The organism is Stutzerimonas stutzeri, from assembly GCF_002909485.1.
Lineage (GTDB): Bacteria > Pseudomonadota > Gammaproteobacteria > Pseudomonadales > Pseudomonadaceae > Stutzerimonas > Stutzerimonas stutzeri_AH.
The window spans coordinates 26,453-45,639 of record NZ_PPXG01000006.1 but is presented as its reverse complement, the minus strand read 5'-3'; the positions used below and the strand labels follow the sequence as shown (position 1 = coordinate 45,639).

The following is a 19,187-nucleotide window of genomic DNA, read 5'->3' as shown; positions in this document are numbered from 1 at the left end:
TCAACGTCCGCGTCGACCCAATGCCCATCCCGCACCCAGCGCCAGCAGTGCTCCGGCACCTAGGGCCAGCTTGCCGACACTCGCTGCGCTGATGGCCAGTGCGCGTGACTGTGCCTGGTCGCTGAAGCGACCGTCGGTGGCATGTAGGCCCTCGACTGGTTCGAACAGATTGTCCTTCCGGTCTTCCGCCACACGTTCGGGCACCAGCTGTCCGTCCCAGGCCTGCCGCGCGAGCATGCGATCGAGCAGACCGGGCATGAACAGCGTGCCGATGATCGCTTTCAGGCTCGCCGTGCCGACCCACAACTCCCGTGGTGCTTCGTGGGCTGCGCGCAAGATGGCGCGGGCCGCGACCTCCGGTGTGTGGATCGGCGGCACTGGTTGCGCGCGCCAGCCCACCTTGTTGCGCGCCCAGTCGAATTGCGGCGTGTTATGCGCTGGCAGCTGAACCATGGTCAGGCGTATGGCGCTGTTGTCGTGGATCAGCTCGCAGCGCAGCGAGTCGATGAAACCGCGGATCGCGAACTTGGCGCCGCAGTAGGCCGACTGCAGCGGTATCGCCCGATAGGCCAGCGCTGAACCGACCTGGACGATGGTGCCGCTGTTGCGCGGGCGCATGCGGCGCAGGGCGGTGAGGGCGCCATGCACGCTGCCCAGGTAGGTCACCTCGGTAACGCGGCGGATTTCCTCGGCGGTCAACGCGCCGAATGGGCCGAACACCGTGGCCATGGCCGCGTTCACCCAGACATCGATTGGCCCCAGTTCGGCCTCGATGCGCGTAGCTGCCGCATCCAGTGCAGCGGCATCGGCGACATCGGCGGAAATCGCCAGCACGGTCGCGCCCAGCGCTTCGAGCTGTTCCTGGGTGTCGCGCAGGCCCTGTTCGCCCCGAGCGATCAGCGCGACCCGGTAGCCGGCTTTGGCGAAAGCCTCGGCGGTCGCTCGGCCGACTCCGGCGGTCGCGCCACAGATCACTACGGTTGGTTCAGACATAGGAACTCCTCTGATCGAAGAAGAAAGCGGCACGACTCGATCGCCCGCAAGGTCTGCTAAGACGACCTGCATAGGCGGTGGCGAGTTCCGGTCCGGGCAGGGTGCGTTCGTTGCAGAGTGGTTCGGCTATCGACCAATGGCCAATGGTGGCAAAAGAGAGCTTCTGGGATGGTTAGCAGGCTAAGCGATGCGCTTGGCGCCGCCCCTTGGCTCAAAAGGCGAAGCGGCATGACGCAACGGTGCCATCGCAACAGGTGTGGCTGCGTCTTCCCCCTCTGTGCATCGATCAGATGCCCTCGGCGGCTTATCCGGTCGCCTTCGGACTATTGGTCCGTCGCCCATGGGCGGCGGTCGCCGCAACGCTGCAAACGGAACCCGTCTGCGCCGATCAGGTCGATTCAGGTAGGCCTTGCTAAGGCCACCCTGACCTGACGGAGACCAAGATGGACCTCATCCGCATCATTATTGCGATTCTGCTACCGCCGCTCGGCGTATTCCTCCAGGTGGGTTTTGCTGGTGCTTTCTGGCTGAACATCCTGCTTACGCTGCTGGGCTACATCCCAGGCATCATCCATGCAGTCTGGATCATCGCTCGCCGTTGATCGTAATCGGCCCGGCGTCGTCCGGGCCGTTTTTGAACTCCCTCCTCTGGCCGTGTAGAGTCGCGCTTCCTGCGCCGCGGAACCTATTACGCGCGAAACACTCAAGAACACGCCGGTAACCGAGCGCGATCGCCTCTGGCATCAATGCGTTTTACCGTCGCGTCGGCTATGGGAATGGAAACCAAATGAGCGAGTCCTTCATCGATCAGAGCAATTTCAGGCGGATACTCAACCGCAATGTGGCGGTGCCGCTGGGTTTCGGCTTTCTCAGCGCTTTCTTTTTCAGCGCCATCGTCTATTACCTGATGAGCGTCAGCCACTGGGTCGATCAGTCGGTCAAGGGCGTGGCCCATGCCCATGAGGCCCTGCGTCTGGTTGCCGATCTGGAAACCGGCATGCGCGGCTACCTGATCGCCGGCGAGCAGCCGTTTCTCGACCCCTACCGCCAGGGCCTCGAGAGGATGGAATACGAGCTGGACGAGCTCAAGGATTACGCCCAAAACAACCCATTGCAGCTTTCACGCGTCGAGAAAGTCGAGGCGGCCCACCATCTCTGGTTGAACTTCGCCGAGGAGGGCATTTCCCGGCGCATGGCTAACGAATCGGTGATCGACTATGTGCGCAGCAGGCGCGGTCTTGATCTGACCAATCAGCGACGCAACCTGCTCAATGAGTTCGTCGCCACCGAACGCCAGTTGCGCGCCGAACGTACCGACGCATCGGAGATAATCACTACAGCGCTGATCGGTGGCTTTTTGCTGTTCAGCCTGGTTTTCAGCGGCATGCTGGTTTATTTCGGCCGTCGTGATCTGACCTCACTTTCCGATAGCTATTCGGCGTCGCTGAGCAGGCAGCAGGCCCATGCCGAAGCGCTGGAGCAGCAAGCCTGGTTCCGCACCGGGCAGACGCAGCTTGGCGATTCCATCATTGGCGAGCTGGCCCTGCCAGCGCTGGGACAGGGCGTGCTGAACTTCCTCTCGCGCTATATCGATGCGGCGGTGGGCGCGCTTTACGTCGTGCAGGACGGCAAACTGCAGCGCGTCGCCGAATATGCCTACGACCCCGAGCACCTGCAGAGCGCACGCACCCTCGAGATTGGCTCCGGTCTGGTTGGCCAGGCAGCGCTGGAGCGGCGCGTGCTGGCCCTCGAAGACCTGCCGGCCGACTATCTCAAGGTCACCTCGGCGCTGGGTGACACGACGCCGCGCTCGGTACTCATCGTGCCGGTGGAAGACAGCGGCATGCTCAACGGCGTGATCGAGTTGGGCTTCCTGCGGCCGCTACGCGAGCAGGACAGCGAACTGCTGCGGCGCATCGCTCCCAGCATCGCTTCTGCCATCGAAGCCGCACGTTACCGTCAGCGTCTGCAGAAGGTGCTGGCCGAGACCCAGCAGCTCAACGAGGAACTGCAGGTGCAGCAGGAAGAGCTGCGCGCCGCCAACGAGGAACTGGAAGAGCAGTCCAACGCCCTGCGTGAATCCCAGGCGCATATGGAAGAGCAGCAGGCGGAGCTGGAGCAGACCAACGAACAATTGGCCGAGCAGACCGAGGCCCTGGCCCGTCAGCGCGACCAGATGGACGAGAAGAATCAGCGTCTGAACGAGGCCCAGTCGATGCTTGAACAGCGCGCTGACGAGCTGCAGCGCGCCAGCCGCTACAAGTCGGAATTCCTCGCCAACATGTCCCATGAGCTGCGCACGCCGCTGAACAGTTCGCTAATCCTCGCCAAGCTGCTGGCCGACAACCCCGTTGGCAACCTCAGCGATGAGCAGGTGCAGTTCGCCCGCTCCATCTACTCGGCTGGCAACGATCTGCTCACGCTGATCAACGACATTCTCGATATTTCCAAGGTCGAGGCGGGCAAGCTCGAGGTGCATCCCGAGCTGACCATCCTCACCCGCCTGGTGGACGGGATGAAGAACCTGTTCCTGCCGCAGGCCATGGAGAAATCCCTGATCTTCAGCGTTGAGCTCGCGGATGACCTGCCGGCCAGCCTGTTCACCGATCGTCAGCGTCTGGAGCAGATTCTCAAGAACCTGCTGGCCAACGCCTTCAAGTTCACCGAAAAGGGATCGGTGACGCTGCGTGTCGAGCCGCGAGATGACGACCTGCTGGCCTTCGCTGTGCGCGACACCGGGATCGGTATCGCCGAGGAGCAGCAGGCCGCGATCTTCGAAGCGTTCCGCCAGGCCGATGGCACTACCAATCGACGCTATGGCGGTACCGGTCTGGGGCTGTCGATCTCCCGCGAGCTGGCCGGCCTGCTAGGCGGGGAGATCGAGGTGCAGAGCCAGCCAGGTGCCGGTAGCACCTTTACCCTGGTCGTGCCGCAAAGCTACACCGAGGCGCGTGCCGCCGAGCCGATACAGGCGGCATCGCGCGCGACGCCGCTGGCAGCTGCGGAGCAGAACGCCACGCCGATCATTGCATCGGCACGTCGCGACGAGGGGGAACTGCTCAATCGTGCCGCTGCGCCCCAGGAACGCCTGCCGGATGACCGAGACAGGTTCCCGTTCAAGGAACGTTGTGTGCTGGTGATCGAGGACGAACCGCAATTCGCCCGGATCCTTCACGACCTTGCCCATGAACTGAAGTACAGCTGCCTGCTGGCGCAAAACGCCGACGACGGTTTCGATACCGCAGTGCACTACAAGCCCGATGCCATTCTGCTCGACATGCGTCTGCCGGATCACTCCGGTCTGACGGTGCTCGAGCGCCTCAAGGAGAACCCTGCGACCCGGCATATCCCGGTGCATGTGGTGTCGGTGGAGGATCGCAAAGAGGCAGCTCTGCAAATGGGGGCGGTGGGCTACGCGATGAAGCCGACTACCCGCGAGGAGCTCAAGGACGTTTTCAGCCGCCTGGAGGCCAAGCTGGCGCAGAAGGTCAAACGCATCCTGCTGGTGGAGGACGATGCCCTGCAGCGTGAGAGCATGTCGCGGCTGATCGAGGACGTCGACATCGAGATTACCGCTGTCGAGTTCGGCGCCAAGGCGCTCGAATTGCTGCGTGACACGGTGTTCGACTGCATGATCATCGATCTCAAGCTGCCGGACATGGATGGCAGCGAGCTGCTCGAGCGCATGGCCAAGGAGGACATCTGCTCCTTCCCGCCGGTAATCGTCTACACCGGGCGCAACCTGACCCGCGACGAGGAGGCGGCACTGCTCAAGTATTCGCGTTCGATCATCATCAAGGGCGCGCGCTCGCCGGAACGCTTGCTGGACGAGGTCACGCTGTTCCTGCACAAGGTCGAGTCGGACATGCCGCCGGAACGGCAGAAGATGCTCAAGAGCGCACGCAGCCGCGAGAAGGCTTTCGAGGGGCGCAAGATCCTTGTAGTGGACGACGACGTGCGCAACGTCTTCGCACTGACCAGCGCGCTGGAGCAGAAGGGGGCGCTGGTGGAAATCGCCCGCAACGGCCTGGAGGCCATCGACAAGCTGCAGCACGATGCCGACATCGACCTGGTGCTGATGGACATCATGATGCCGGAGATGGATGGCTTCACCGCCATGCAGGAAATTCGCAAGGACATGCGTTTCGCCAAGCTGCCGATCATCGCGGTGACCGCCAAGGCGATGAAGGACGATCAGGACCGCTGTCTGCGGGCCGGCGCCAACGATTACCTGGCCAAACCCATCGACCTCGACCGGCTGTTCTCACTGATCCGCGTCTGGCTGCCGAAAGTGGAGCTGCTGTGAAATGCCCGACCGTAATGTCGAGATCGAACTCAAGCTGCTGATCGAGGCCATCTACCTCAAGTACAGCTACGACTTCCGCGACTATTCCGGCGCTTCGCTCAAGCGCCGGGTGTTGCTGGCGTTGAAGCAGCTCAACTGCGACAGCATCTCGGCGCTGCAGCGCAAGATTCTCTACGACCCGCAGGCCTTCATGGACCTGCTGCAGTACCTCACCATCCCGGTCAGCGAGATGTTCCGCGACCCGAGCTATTACCGCTCGCTGCGCGAGCATGTGGTGCCAGTGCTGCGCACCTACCCGTCGCTGAAGATCTGGATTGCCGGTTGCAGCACCGGTGAAGAGGTCTACTCGATGGCCATCCTGCTAAAGGAAGAGGGGCTGCTCGAGCGCTCGATCATCTATGCCACCGACATCAACCCGCGCTCGCTGGAGCAGGCGCGGCAGGGCATCTTCGCCATCGACCATCTGCGCCAGTACACGGCCAACTACCAGCAGGCCGGCGGCACGCGCAGCTTCTCCGACTATTACACCGCCGCCTATGACTCGGCGATCATGGATAAATCGCTGAAAGAAAAGGTTACGTTTGCCGACCATAGCCTGGCGACCGATAGCGTATTTTCCGAAACGCAATTGATCTCCTGCCGCAACGTGCTGATCTATTTCAACAAGCCGCTGCAGGATCGTGCCTTCGGTTTGTTCCACGAGTCGCTCTGCCATCGTGGTTTTCTCGGTCTCGGCAGCAAGGAGACCGTCGAATTTTCGGGCTATGCCGGCTACTACGAGCCGTTCGACAAATCGGAAAGGATCTTCCGCAAATTATGAGCAGCTCCGTGCAGGCGTTTCTGCAAGGCAGACGCCAGCCGCCGATCGAGGCGGTGGTGATGGGCGCCTCCGCTGGAGGGCTGGAAGCACTTGGCATGGTGCTCGAAGGCCTGCCCAGCGGTTATCGCCCGCCGATCCTGGTGGTCCAGCATGTCCCGGCCAACGGGCCCACCCATCTGGCTGAAATCTTCGGGCGCAGAACCCGGCTGCAGGTCAAGGAAGCGGATGACAAGGACCAGTTGCGCTCAGGAATGCTGTACTTTGCCCCGCCTGGCTATCACTTGCTGGTAGAGAACGACTGCAGTCTGTCGCTGAGCCAGGATAATGCTGTGCATTTTTCCCGTCCGTCGATCGACGTATTGTTCGAGTCGGCGGCGGATGTATGGGGGCCGCAGGTCGCGGGCGTTCTGCTGACCGGTGCCAACGAAGATGGTGCCGCCGGGCTCGAGGCGATTCATTTCAACGGCGGGCTGACCGTGGTTCAGGACCCCGCCGAGGCGGCCGTACCCACCATGCCTCGCGCCGCGTTGCAGCGCTTCGCGCCGGATTACATCTTGCCCCTACGCGACATCCACCGCTTGTTGCGAGAACTGGAGTGACCATGCCCGACCGTACCGACGAGGTGAACCTGCTGATCGTCGATGACCTGCCGGAAAACCTGCTGGCTCTGGATGCGCTGTTGCAGGCACCTGGCATACGGATTCACCAGGCCGAGTCGGCTGAGCAGGCACTGGAGCTATTGCTGCGTCATGAGTTCGCCCTGGCTATCCTCGATGTGCAGATGCCAGGCATGGATGGTTTCCAGCTGGCCGAGCTGATGCGCGGCACCGAGCGTACCAAGCAGATTCCGATCGTCTTCGTCAGCGCGGCCGGTCGTGAGCTCAACTATGCCTTCAAAGGCTACGAAAGCGGCGCGGTGGACTTCATGCAGAAGCCGCTCGATGCCCATGAGGTACGCAGCAAAGTCAGCGTGTTCGTCGACCTGTACCGGGGCCGCAAGCGCCTGGCGCGCCAACTCGAGGCGCTTGAGAAGAGCCGCCGCGAACAGGAAGTCTTGCTCGACGAGTTGCGTAGCACCAAAGCCGAGCTGGAAGACGCAGTGCGCATGCGCGACGACTTCATGTCGATCGTTTCCCATGAGCTGAAAACGCCGCTGAACACGCTGATCCTCGAAGTGCAGCTGCGCAAGTTGCAGCTGAGTCGCAACGACCTTGCGGGTGTCAGCGAGGAGCGCCTGCGCAAAATGGTGGACAAGGACGAGCGCCAGATTCAGAGCCTGATTCGCCTGATCGACGACATGCTCGATGTTTCACGCATCCGCACCGGCAAGCTGTCGATCCGCCCGAGTCATACCGACCTCGCGCAGCTGGTGGGCAACGTCGTGGAGAGTTTCGCGGCGCAGATGGAAGCCTGCGGTTGTGAGCTGCGACTGGATCGAACCGAGTCGATCGTCGGCGTCTGGGATGCCTTCCGCATCGAGCAGGTTCTGGCCAATCTGTTGACCAATGCCATGCGCTATGGTGCCGGCAAGCCGGTGCAGGTCAGCGTCACCTCATGCGCAGAAGGCGCCTGTATCGAGGTGCGCGACCACGGTATTGGCATCAGCCCGAAGAGCCTCGAACGCATCTTCTGCCAATTCGAACGCGCCGAGGGCAGCGAAGGCAGCGCCGGGCTGGGGCTGGGCCTGTTTATCGCCGATCAGATCGTCAGAGCCCATAACGGTCGCATTCAGGTGCAGAGCCAGGAAGGCCAGGGTTCGCTGTTCCGCGTCGTGCTGCCGCTGGGCGAGTAGCGCCTCCCTCCATTCGTGTTTGTTGCTTCGCGCCGATCTGTGGCCCGCGTTCGGTGCGAGCTTTTGATCTTCTGGCGGGCCTGCGGCCTGCATTCGTCGCGAGGGCGCGCCTCCCACGGGAGCGGGGCGGCGTGGCTGGTTGCTTTTGTGGGGGGCCGCCCTCGGCTTGAGCTTTTGATCTTCTGGCGGGCCTGCGGCCTGCATTCGCCGCGAGGGCGCGCCTCCCACGGAGTGGGTCGGCGTGGCTGGTGGCTTTTGTGGGAGGGCCGCCCCCGGCGCGAGCTTTTGATCTTCTGGCGGGCCTGCGGCCTGCATTCGTCGCGAGGGCGCGACTCCCACGAGAGCGGTGCGGCGTGGCTGGTTGCTTTTGTGGGAGGGCCGCGCTCGGCGCGAGCTTTTGATCTTTCGTTCTCGTTGTCAGGACGAACAGCTGATTTCCAAATGCTTGCCCCATTGCGGCGGGCGCTCGGCGTAACGCTGCATGCCCGGCTGATGCTCGAATGGGCGGCTGAGCACCGCGTGAAGCTCGCGTACCGGGGCGTAGTCGCCTTTTTCCGCTGCCTCGATGACCTGTTGCGCTAGGTAGTTGCGCAGGATGTATTTCGGATTGACCGCCTGCATCCGAACCTGGCGTTCGGTTGCGTCGGCACCCTCGCGCGCAGTTCGCGCGCAATAATCCGCGGCCCAGGCATCGAAGCCCTGCAGATCGACGAAGTCCTCGCGCAGGCGCTGTGTGGCCTGTTCGGCAAGGCCCTCGCTGAGTTCGCGGAAGAAGCTGGTGTAGTCGACGGCGCTGGCCTGCATCAGTTGCAGCAGGCGGCGTACGAGCTCGTCGTCATTCGCTTCGGTCTGGTTGAACCCCAGGCGCCGGCGCATCAGGTCCAACCACTCGGCTTCGTACAGCGGCAGGAACAGTTCCATGGTCTCGCGCAGCACCTTCACGTCAACGAAAGGCGTCAGCGCCTGGGCCAGCGCGGCCAGGTTCCAGTGGGCGATGGGCACCTGGTTCTCGAAGGAGTAGCGACCGGTGTCGTCGGAATGGTTGCAGATGAAGCGCGCATCGAAGTCGTCGAGGAAGGCATAGGGGCCGAAATCGAAGGTGATGCCAAGGATCGACATGTTGTCGGTGTTCATCACGCCGTGGCAGAAGCCATAGGCCTGCCAGCGGGCAATCAGCGCCGCGTTGCGCTCGAGTACTTCGCGGAAGAACGCATGGAACGGCTCGGGGTGTTCGAGCAATTCGGGGAAATGCGCCTCGATGACGTGTTCGAGCAGCTGCTTCAGTTCGGCGTGCTGGCGGGTGTAGTAGAAGAACTCGAAGTGGCCGAAGCGCACGTGGCTGGGCGCCAGACGCAGCAGCATGGCTCCACGCTCCGGGCGCTCGCGGTAGACCGGCGTGTCCGAGCCGGTAACGCACAGCGCACGGGTACTGGGAATCCCCAGCGCGTGCAGGTGTTCGCTGGCGAGGAATTCGCGGATCGACGAGCGCAGCACCGCGCGGCCGTCGCCCATGCGCGAGTAGGGCGTCTTGCCGGCGCCCTTGAGATGTAGATCCCAATATTCGCCCGCCTCGTTGATCACTTCACCGAGCAGTAGCCCGCGGCCGTCACCGAGTTGCGGGTTGTAGCTGCCGAACTGGTGGCCGGAATAGACCATCGCCCGTGGTTCGGCCGTGGACCAGATCTTGTGCCCGGAGAACAATTCGGCGAACAGCGGTTGCTCGGCTTCGGCAGGGTCCAGATCCAGCAGCGCCATCGCCGCCTCGCTGGCAACCACCAGCCGCGGATCGCTCAACGGCTGCGGCGATACCTCGGTGGAAAAGGTATCGCCGAGGCGTGCGAAGCGGTTATCGAAGGTCAACTGAGTCAGGGTTTTCACAACGCCTCCGGCGCGGCATGCGGGCAACAATAGCCCGGCCGGTGCCGGGCGTTTCAGGACGTTTGAGAGGGTGCGCGCCTGGACGTTCCTCAGCTGCGATCGCCGGTCGCTGGCTTCTGCTCATCGTCGCCTGGCTTGGGTGCGGCGCTGAGCTGCAGCTGCTGGCCGGCGAAGTTCTTCAGGAACACGTCGACCTGGCGGAAGGCTATATTGATGCCCGCCTTGTTGAACTCGCGATCGATGAAGCGATTGATCTCATCGGTTGCCGGGTTACGGTCGCCCAGATCCCGCACGTGGATGCGCAGTTCGTGGTCCAGGGTGCTCTCGCCGAAGTTGAGGAACAACACCTGCGGTGGCGGCTCTTTCAGAACCCGCGGGTTTTCCTGTGCGGCCTGCAGCAGCAGCTTGCGCACCGCTTCCAGATCCGAGCCGTAGGCGACACCGACTTTCAGGGTTACCCGCGTCACGGTATCGCTCAGCGACCAGTTGACCAGCTGTCCAGTGATGAAGGTCTTGTTGGGGACGATGATGTCCTTGCGGTCGAAGTCGGTGATGGTGGTGGCGCGGATGCGGATGCGGCTGACCGTACCCGACAGGTTGCCAATGGTGACGACGTCGCCGATGCGCACTGGGCGCTCGAACAGGATGATCAGGCCGGAGATGAAGTTAGCGAAGATTTCCTGCATGCCAAAGCCCAGGCCCACCGACAGTGCGGCGACCAGCCACTGCAGCTTGTCCCAGCTGACGCCAAGGGTCGATAGCGTGGAGACGATGCCGATACCGGCCAGTGCATAGGACAGCAGCGTGGTGGTGGCATAGGCGCTGCCCTGGGCCAGGCGCAGCTTTGATAGCACCGTGACTTCCAGCAGGCCGGGCAGGTTGCGCGCCAGGGCCACGGTGATGGCAATGATCAGCAGCGCACCGAGCAGGTTGTTCAGGCTGATTGCCGCTGTGGTCAGGGTGTCGCCACTGCCGCTGGTGTATTCGTAAAGGGTGATGTTGTCCAGGTAGGAGACCACCGAGATCAGGTCCGACCAGACCCAGTACAGCGCAACCAGGAACACGCCGAACATGGTCATGCGCGTCAGGCGCAGCGACTGCTGGTTGACCTGTTCGATATCCAGCCCCGGCTCGCCCTGGGTTTCCACCGTATCGCTGCTCTCGTCACCCTGAGCCTGACGTTTGGCCAGCGCGCGCTTATAGGCCAAGCGTCTTGCGGCCACGGTCAGGCCACGGGTCAGGGCGGCTTCGAGGACGATCCAGATCATCAGCACATAAAGCGTGTCGATCAGTCGGTCGGTCAGTTTCAGCGCGGTGTAGTAGTAGCCGAAGCCCACGGCGACGATCAGCGCGATCGGCAGCATGCTGAACAGCAGACCGATCATCAGGCGCAGCGGCGGCGCGTTCTGGCTCGATGGTCCCTTGAGCAGCAGTCGGTTGAGGCGCCAGCTCATCAACGCGAAGCAGGCCAGTACCACGAGAATGCCCAGCACATCGTCGGCCAATCGCGCCGGCTGATGTTCGGCGACGCTGACCACGGCGACCAGAGCCATGACGATCAGGCCCAGACGACGGATCTCGTCGCGCAAGAAGGCAACCTGTGGCCGCGACCAGCCGAAATGCAGCTCGGCCACGCGCCCTGGTGAAAGCATGCGGTAGGCGCTGTAGAACACCAGCCAGGCCTGGGCCATCTCATACAGGGCCGCGCCGAGGATGTAGTTCTGCCCGCGTGCATCCATCTGCAACAGGTAGCCGCAAAGCGTCAGAAACAGTGCGCCCGGCAGCGCTAGCAGTAAGTTGAGCAGCAGCGCCAGCGGCGTGTGCAACTGGCTGTCATTGCGGAAGTGACCGATCTGATTGCTCAGCGAACTGAGCTTGGCGTCGATCGTCTTGCGCCACCAGAGTAGCGCTGCGATCAGCAGTAGCAGTGGCAGGAAAAACAGCGGGCGCTCCTTGAGGCCCGCCCCCAGCTCCTGTATCGCCGACAGCCAGGGCATCGCTGCCAGCTGCACTTTCAGTCGTCGCGGAGCGTCCTGCAGCCAGCTGAAATCCAGCGGCCTGTTGCTGGGTATCCAGAACATCTGTTCGTCGAGCGTATCGCTGAGGGCGCGGGCCATGTCCTGCAATTGTTTCTGGTTGAGCTGCAGGGTGATAGAGGCATTGAGCAGCGTATCCAGTTCGCGATTGAGGCGGTCAAGCAACTCGCTGCGGGTGGTGGCCAGCTCCAGCAGGGTACGGCGCAGCTCGGGTGTCACTTCCTCATCGCTCTGCCGCGCCAACAATTGATCGACATAGGCTGCCGCATTGCCGGACGCCTCGCGGCGCTGGTTGAGCTCGAACTGATAGAGACGGATATCGGCGATTTCGTCGGCGAGGTTCTTGTCCAGCTGCAGGCTCGGCAGGGACTGTTTCTGCTGATAGAGAATGCGCGATAGCAACAGGCTGCCCTCGAGCACGGCAATCTGCTCCTCCAGCGCCTGGTCGGACTGGTTGAGGGTGTCGAGCTGCTGGCGGGTCTTGAGGTTTTGCTGGTTGAGTCGATTCAGCCGTTCGGTCGCACGCAGCAAGTAGTCGGACAGCTTGAGGTTCTCGGCGCTTTCGGCGGCGAGCAGCTTGTCGGAGCCGGCCTGCTGCACCCGAGCCGAGAACTCGGCGACGGTTTGTTCCGATTCGGCGCGCCGCCGTTCGTTGATCAACCCCTGCAGCGCCTGGGTTTCCTGCTCGGCGCGGGCGATGCGCTCGGCCAGCAGGTCACGGCGGGCCTTGCCCAGATCCTGCAGCACGCTGTTGCCGGCCAGCTCCTGGCGGCGCAAGTCGATCTGCGCGCTGAGCGAGACAATCTCCGCCTCCATAAGGGCGCGACGTTCTTCGCTCAGCGGCTTGCCCGATTCACGGCCGCTCTTGAGCAGGTTGTTCAGTTCCTGAATGCGTGTCTGTGCCGTGCTGATCTGCGCCTGTGCCCGTTCCGGGCGAGTCTGCGCGGTGATGATCAGGCTATTGGCCGCGCTGAACTGCTTCTGCCACTCGGAAAGCTCTTCGACGCGCGCGCCCAGGAGCTGCTCCAGGGCTTCGACCGACTGCTTGGCATAGCGCTGAGCAGGGTCCTCAACCGTACTGTCCTTGAGCTTCGCCAGTTCGCGCTGAGCCTCGGCGATTTCCTTCGGCGCTTGTGCCAGCAGAGCCTTCAGTTCCTCCCCACGCTTGTTGCTGGCTTCAGTCTGTTGAACCATGCGCTGGGTCTGCTCGCCCAGCGATGGCTGCGCGGGTTTTGCCTCGCCTTCGGTGGCGGCCGGCGAACCGGTCAAGCTATCCAGCGATTGGGCATGCAGGGGGGCGACGAACAGGCAGAACGTCGAAAACAGCAAGGTGCGCAGAAGTGACATGGGGGCAGTGACGTAGGCGAATGACCAGAGAGTGCGAAAGTCTACGGGCTGCGCCAGTCCAGCGCGAGTACTGCGCACCTGGCCGACGGACGGGCGGTTAGCCGCCGTAGTTCGCCGGCGTCCGTGCCATCAGAACATCAGCTGCGGGCCAGGTTTGTCACTTTCGGGAAATTTGAGACCGACCTTGCGCACTTCGCCGGCATCCATGGCTGCCACGGTCCAGGTCAGACCATTCCATTCGATCTGGTCACCCACCACTGGATTGCCGCCGACCTCTTCGGCCATGAAGGCGCCGATGGTCTGCTCGCCATTCACATCACCGAGTTTGAGGCCGTAAAGCGCTGTGATCGCGCTCAGTTGAGCGTCGGCCTCCAGGATAAAGTCACCGAAGAAACGCAGGTCCTGACCACGTTTGGGCGCCTGGCTGAACAGCTTGCCAAGGGCCGGTAGGTCTTCGTCGTGGCCGATCACGCAGAGAATGTCATCGACTTTCAGGCGTGTGCTGCCAGACGGGTGCAGCAGTTCCTTGCCGCGAAACAGCGCAGCGATGCGCGTTCCAGGGGGCATCTTCAATTCACGCAGGGCGGCGCCGACGCACCATTTGCTGGCGCTCAGGCGGTAGACGAACATTTCCCACTGGCTGGTGGTGTGTACTTGCAGGCCGGTGCGCGAGACGGGCATCGGTGAAGGCGGTACTTCGACCTTGGCTTTCTTTGCGGCCCAAGTCAGGGTCGTGCCCTGCACCAGTAGCGACACCAGCACGATGAAGAAGGCGACATTGAAGAACAGCTGGGCATTTTCCAGACCGGCCATCAGCGGGAATACCGCGAGGATGACGGGTACCGCACCACGCAGACCGATCCAGGAGATGAACAGGCGCTCACGCAAATGAAAGCTGCGGAACGGCAACAGGCTGAGAAACACCGCCAGCGGCCGGGCGAAGAGAATCATCCACAGCGACAAAGCCAGTGCCGGCAGTGCGATGGGCAACAATTCGCTGGGGGTAAGCAGCAGCCCGAGCACAAGGAACATGCCGATCTGGCTTAGCCAGGCCAGGCCGTCGAACATGTGCAGAATGCCGTGCCGATTGCGAATCGGCCGGTTGCCCAGCAGCAGGCCACAGACGTAGATCGCCAGGATGCCGCTGCCGCCAATGGCACCGGACAGCGCGAAAATCATCAGGCCCCCGGCAACCGCCAGTAGAGGGTAAAGCCCGTCGGCCACGGAAAGTCGGTTGATCAGCTGCAGCAGCAGCCAGCCGCCGACCAGCCCAAGTATGGTGCCGATGCCGAACTGCTGCAGCAGCGTGAGCAGGAAGTCCCAGCCGAAGCTGCTGCGGCCGGCGAGCAGCATGTCGATCAGCGCAACGGTGAGAAACATCGCCATCGGATCGTTGCTGCCCGATTCGATTTCCAGGGTCGAGCCGACCCGTTCGTTGAGCCCTTTGCCGTTGAGCAGGTTGAACACCACCGCAGCATCGGTCGAGCCGACGATGGCGCCGATGAGTAGCCCTTGCAGCAGCGGCAGGTCGAACAGCCAGGCAGCCGCCAGCCCGGTCAGGCCGGAGGTGATGGCCACGCCAATGGTCGCAAGGGAAAACGCGGGTTTGAGCGCAACGCGGAAGGTTGCCGTACGGGTGCGCATGCCGCCATCGAGCAGGATCACCGCCAGCGCCAGGTTGCTGATGATGAACGCCAGCCGGTAGTCCTCGAAGACGATACCGCCGATGCCATCGACACCGGCGAGCATGCCTACGGCGAGGAATATGACCAGGATCGGCACGCCGAGACGTGCCGAAAGGGAGCTCATCAGGATGCTCGCCGCCACCAACAAGGCACCGATAAAGAACAGGTGGTTGATGTTGCCGACGTCCAAATGATGATCTCCGTTAGAGAAAGCTGTCTCGCGCTCATGCACGGGATATGCCAGCGATTCTAACCTGATGATTTGACGGGCTGTCAAAAAAGCGCCCCGCATGGGCGGGGCGCTGTAACGGCATATGCGCGACGCGCTAGAACCAGGCGTCCTGCATCGCCAGGCAGGTGTCGTCACGCGCTTCGAGGATGGCCAACTCGTGCTCGCAGCCCGGTATTTCCCAGGTAAGGAAGTAGCGTGCTGCCTGCAACTTGCCACGATAGAAGTCGGCATCGGCAGACGTGCCCTCGGCCAGCCCGCGTTCGGCGCGCAGGGCCTGCTCCAGCCAGCGCCAGCCGATTACGGTATGACCGAAAACCTTCAGGTACAGCGCCGAATTGGCCAGAGCCTGGTTGACCTTGCCGGCTGCCAGCTCGCCGAGCAGCGCCTGGGTCACGCTGGTGAGGCGGGCGATGTGCTGTTCCAGCGGCTGGCGCAGCGCGGTCAGCGAGTCGTATTCGGCGGCGCGTGCGCAGCTGGCCTGGATCAGCCCGAGCAGCCGGCGCAGACCAGCACCCTTGTTCTGCATCAGCTTGCGTCCGAGCAGGTCCAGCGACTGGATGCCGTGGGTGCCTTCGTGAATCGGGTTGAGTCGATTGTCGCGGTAGTACTGCTCCACCGGATACTCGCGGGTGTAGCCATGACCACCGAGAATCTGGATAGCCAGCTCGTTGGCCTTCAGGCAGAACTCCGAGGGCCATGATTTGACGATGGGCGTCAGCAGGTCGAGCAGCTCGCCGGCATTGCGCCGCTCCTCTTCGCTCTCGGCGGTGTGCTCGTCGTCCACCAGGCGCGCCGAGTACAGGCCGAGATCGAAGGCGCCTTCGACATAGGCCTTCTGCATCAGCAGCATGCGCTTGACGTCGGTGTGCTCGATGATCGGCACCTGCGCCGAGGCGGGGTCCTTGCCGTCCGGCAGGCGGCCTTGCGGGCGCTCGCGGGCGTAGTTCAGCGAATAGAGGTAGCCGGCATAGCCGAGCATGATCGCGCCCATGCCGACGCCGATGCGTGCCTCGTTCATCATCTGGAACATATAGGCCAGGCCCTTGTGCGGCTCGCCTACCAGGTAGCCGACGCAGTTGCCGTTGTCACCGAAGTTCAGCGCGGTGCTGGTGGTGCCGCGCCAACCCATCTTGTGGAACAGGCCGGCCAGCAGCACGTCGTTGCGCTCGCCCAGCGAGCCGTCGTCGTTGACCAGAAACTTCGGCACGATGAACAGGCTGATGCCCTTCACGCCGGGCGGCGCGTCCGGCAGCTTGGCCAGCACCATGTGCACGATGTTTTCCGACAGCGGATGGTCGCCGCCGGAGATGAAGATCTTGTTGCCCTTGAGCCGGTAGCTGCCGTCACCGGCCGGTTCGGCGCGGGTGCGGATATCCGACAGCGAGGAGCCGGCATGCGGCTCGGTGAGCGCCATGGTGCCGAAGAAGCGCCCCTCGAGCATCGGCTGCAGGAAGCGCTGCTTCTGCTCCTCCGAGCCGAAAGCTTCGATCAGGTGCGAGGCGCCCATGCTCAGCATCGGATAGGAACTGGTGGCGATGTTGGCCGACTGGAAATGCGCGAAGCAGGCCCGCGACAGCAGGTTCGGCAACTGCATGCCGCCATCGTCGAAGCTGCGTTGAGCGTTGTGAAAGCCCGCCTCAATGAAGGCGTCCACGGCTGGCTTGACCTCAGGAATCAGCACTGCTTCGCCGTTGACGTACTGCGGTTCGTGCTCGTCTGACTTACGGTTGTGCGGCGCGAAGTACTTTTCGGCGATGGTGCGCGCGGTGCCGATGGCGGCGTCGAAGGTTTCGCGGCTGTGATCGGCGAAGTGCTCGCGGCGGGTCAGGGCCTCGGCATCCAGCACTTCATAGAGTTCGAACGCCAGATTACGCGGGCAGAGCAGGGTCTCGGTCATGGTCAACCTCCGTTTTTATCGGCTTGAGTCTAAGGACCGCGCTTTTCCATTGCCTAGCTTCATCCATTGCACTGATGAAGCGTCAACACGGGGTCGGTCTATTCAGCCGAACAGCTGGCGCATGAGTGCGGCTAGTTCGCCCTCGCCCAGGCCGGCGGCATCGAGATGGCTGAGCGCGGCCGCTCGATGCATTGCCAGTTGCTGCTCGGCCGCCTGTTGGCCAAGCAGCGCGACCACGGTCGCCTTGGCCCGGTCCTGCTGACAGTCCTTGCCGGTCTGCTCCGGCGTCAGGCCATCGGCGATATCGTCGAGCAGCTGAAACGCCAGCCCCAGCTCGTTGGCAAAGCCTTGCAGATGGCGTGTCCGCGTCCGCTCCGCGCCGGCAAGCAGGGCGGCAACTTCCAGCGCGGCGGTGAACAGCGAACCGGTCTTCAACTGGTTGGTGGCGATCACCGCGTCGAGCTGCTGTGCTTCCTGTGCACCATGCAGGTCGCGGAACTGCCCACGTACCAGGCCTTGCGCACCGACCGAGCGCGCAAGGATGGCCACCGCATCGTTGCGTTGCCGTGGCGTGAGCCGAGGCGCTGTCGCGGTGATGCCGTAGGCATGGCTGAGCAGGGCGACCGAGGCGAGCACGGCGACGTCCTCGCCGAAACGCAGATGAATGGTCGGCTGGCCGCGACGGAGGCTGGCGTTGTCCATGCATGGCATGTCATCGAGAAATAGTGACGCGGCGTGGATCATTTCCAGCGCACAGGCCGGGTCCAGGCCGACATCCGGGTCGACGCCGAGGTCGCCTAGCGCCAGCAGCAACAACAGCGGCCTGAGTCGTTTGCCGGGTGCCAGGGTTCCTTCGCGTAACGCCAGCGTGACCTTGTCCAGCTCCGACTCCGGATGGGGAAGCCGCATCGACAGGCGCTCGTCGACTTGCCGGCGCAGGCGCAGCAGGCTGTCGCATTGCGCAAGCGGGACGGGGGAATTCTGCGTTTGCATGGCGGTGCCCTCGCTGGCGCCCCAGTTCGAGCAGCCGGGTTGCGCAATGTTGTACAACGATTGGTACGTTTCGACAGAAAGCTGTACAAGTCGTGCCATCGCATAGCACTTTTTTCAGGGCGCCACGTCCAAACAAGTCTTCCCGGGAGCCGATTTCCATGAGCAAGCAATCGTTGGTCAGCCGCAAAAACGATCATCTGGATATCGTCCTGGACCCGACGCGGGCAGCCGGTGCGACGGGCACCGGTTTCGGCGCCTTCCGCTTTGAGCACTGCGCGCTGCCCGAGTTGCACCTGGACCAGATCGACCTGCACGGCACGCTGTTCGGACGCAGCCTGCGGGCGCCGCTGCTGATTAGCTCGATGACCGGTGGCGCCGCGCGTTCGGCCGCGATCAATGCCCATCTGGCAGAGGCGGCCCAACACCTCGGTATCGCCATGGCGGTGGGCTCGCAGAGGGTCGCGTTGGAGACCGCCGGTGATCAGGGCCTGACCGGCCAGTTGCGCCAGCTCGCGCCGGACATCCTGTTGCTGGCCAACTTCGGCGCGGCACAGCTGGTACGTGGCTACGGCGTAGATGAAGCGCGCCGCGCGGTGGAGATGATCGATGGCGATGCGCTGATCGTGCACCTGAACCCGCTGCAGGAAGCGGTGCAGCCGGGCGGCGACCGTGATTGGCGAGGCGTGCTGGGGGCGATCGAGTCGCTCGCCAGCCGCCTGGCGGTGCCGGTGGTAATCAAGGAAGTCGGCGCGGGCATCTCCGCGACGGTGGCCCGGCAGCTGGTCGACGCCGGCGTCGCCGCCATCGATGTCGCCGGTTCCGGCGGGACCAGTTGGGCCGCGGTGGAAGCCGAGCGCGCCACCGATGTCAGCCAGCGCGCGATCGCCCAGGCCTTCGCCGACTGGGGCATACCCACGGCGCAGGCACTGCTGGCTGTGCGCGAGGCCTGCCCAAACACGCCGTTGATCGCCTCCGGCGGTATCCGCGATGGGGTCGAGGCGGCCAAGGCGATCTGCCTGGGCGCCGATCTGGTCGGTCAGGCGGCCGGGGTGCTGCAGGCCGCGATGCTGAACAGCGAGGCAGTGGTGGAGCACTTCGAGGTGCTGATCGAGCAGCTACGGATCGCCTGTTTCTGTACGGGCTCGGCCAGCCTTGCCGAGCTCCGGCATGCGCGGCTGCTGCAAGTACCAACCTTCTGAAGCCCGGGC

12 protein-coding genes are annotated in these 19,187 nt (G+C 63.3%); 6 read left to right on the top strand and 6 right to left on the bottom strand.

Annotated features, from left to right (window positions below):
- Positions 1-993, bottom strand: a complete 993-nt coding sequence (locus CXK91_RS15065) for an SDR family oxidoreductase (protein ID WP_103456933.1) — start codon at positions 991-993, stop codon at positions 1-3.
- Between the two features lie 443 nt (positions 994-1,436).
- On the opposite strand from CXK91_RS15065, the gene CXK91_RS15060 reads away from it, so the two are divergent.
- From CXK91_RS15060 to CXK91_RS15040, 5 genes are all read left to right on the top strand, one after another.
- Positions 1,437-1,595 (top strand): YqaE/Pmp3 family membrane protein, encoded by a 159-nt coding sequence (locus CXK91_RS15060; protein ID WP_003282625.1) that lies wholly within the window; start codon positions 1,437-1,439, stop codon positions 1,593-1,595.
- A 185-nt stretch (positions 1,596-1,780) separates the two neighbouring features.
- Positions 1,781-5,299 carry a response regulator gene (locus CXK91_RS15055; RefSeq protein ID WP_103456932.1) on the top strand — a complete coding sequence of 1,173 codons (3,519 nt, stop codon included), beginning with the start codon at positions 1,781-1,783 and terminating at the stop codon, positions 5,297-5,299.
- A 1-nt stretch (position 5,300) separates the two neighbouring features.
- Entirely contained in the window at positions 5,301-6,119 is an 819-nt protein-coding gene (locus tag CXK91_RS15050) for a CheR family methyltransferase (protein ID WP_103456931.1), read from the top strand.
- Positions 6,116-6,718 carry a chemotaxis protein CheB gene (locus CXK91_RS15045; protein ID WP_103456930.1) on the top strand — a complete coding sequence of 201 codons (603 nt, stop codon included), beginning with the start codon at positions 6,116-6,118 and terminating at the stop codon, positions 6,716-6,718. Before CXK91_RS15050 ends, CXK91_RS15045 begins: the two co-directional genes overlap by 4 nt.
- A 2-nt stretch (positions 6,719-6,720) precedes the next feature.
- The gene (locus tag CXK91_RS15040; RefSeq protein ID WP_103456929.1) at positions 6,721-7,911 is read left to right on the top strand and encodes a hybrid sensor histidine kinase/response regulator; all 1,191 of its coding nucleotides are present in this window, start codon (positions 6,721-6,723) and stop codon (positions 7,909-7,911) included.
- 417 nt (positions 7,912-8,328) lie between these two features.
- On the opposite strand, the gene selO is transcribed toward CXK91_RS15040, so the two are convergent.
- From selO to CXK91_RS15015, 5 genes are all read right to left on the bottom strand, one after another.
- Positions 8,329-9,789, bottom strand: coding sequence for a protein adenylyltransferase SelO (gene selO, locus CXK91_RS15035; protein WP_103456928.1), 1,461 nt, complete (start codon positions 9,787-9,789; stop codon positions 8,329-8,331).
- Between the two features lie 89 nt (positions 9,790-9,878).
- Positions 9,879-13,172: a mechanosensitive channel MscK gene (gene mscK / locus CXK91_RS15030; RefSeq protein WP_103456927.1), complete on the bottom strand. Its 3,294-nt coding sequence runs from the start codon at positions 13,170-13,172 to the stop codon at positions 9,879-9,881.
- Positions 13,173-13,301: 129 nt separating this feature from the next.
- Complete coding sequence (locus CXK91_RS15025) at positions 13,302-15,047, bottom strand: potassium/proton antiporter (protein WP_103456926.1); 1,746 nt, start codon at positions 15,045-15,047, stop codon at positions 13,302-13,304.
- Between the two features lie 136 nt (positions 15,048-15,183).
- Complete coding sequence (locus CXK91_RS15020) at positions 15,184-16,986, bottom strand: acyl-CoA dehydrogenase (RefSeq protein ID WP_103456925.1); 1,803 nt, start codon at positions 16,984-16,986, stop codon at positions 15,184-15,186.
- Between the two features lie 102 nt (positions 16,987-17,088).
- The gene (locus tag CXK91_RS15015) at positions 17,089-17,979 is read right to left on the bottom strand and encodes a polyprenyl synthetase family protein (RefSeq protein ID WP_103457174.1); all 891 of its coding nucleotides are present in this window, start codon (positions 17,977-17,979) and stop codon (positions 17,089-17,091) included.
- 158 nt (positions 17,980-18,137) lie between these two features.
- Here CXK91_RS15015 and fni point away from each other — a divergent pair, with 158 nt between their 5' ends.
- Positions 18,138-19,178, top strand: a complete 1,041-nt coding sequence (gene fni, locus CXK91_RS15010; RefSeq protein WP_103456924.1) for a type 2 isopentenyl-diphosphate Delta-isomerase — start codon at positions 18,138-18,140, stop codon at positions 19,176-19,178.
- Positions 19,179-19,187 lie beyond the last annotated feature (9 nt).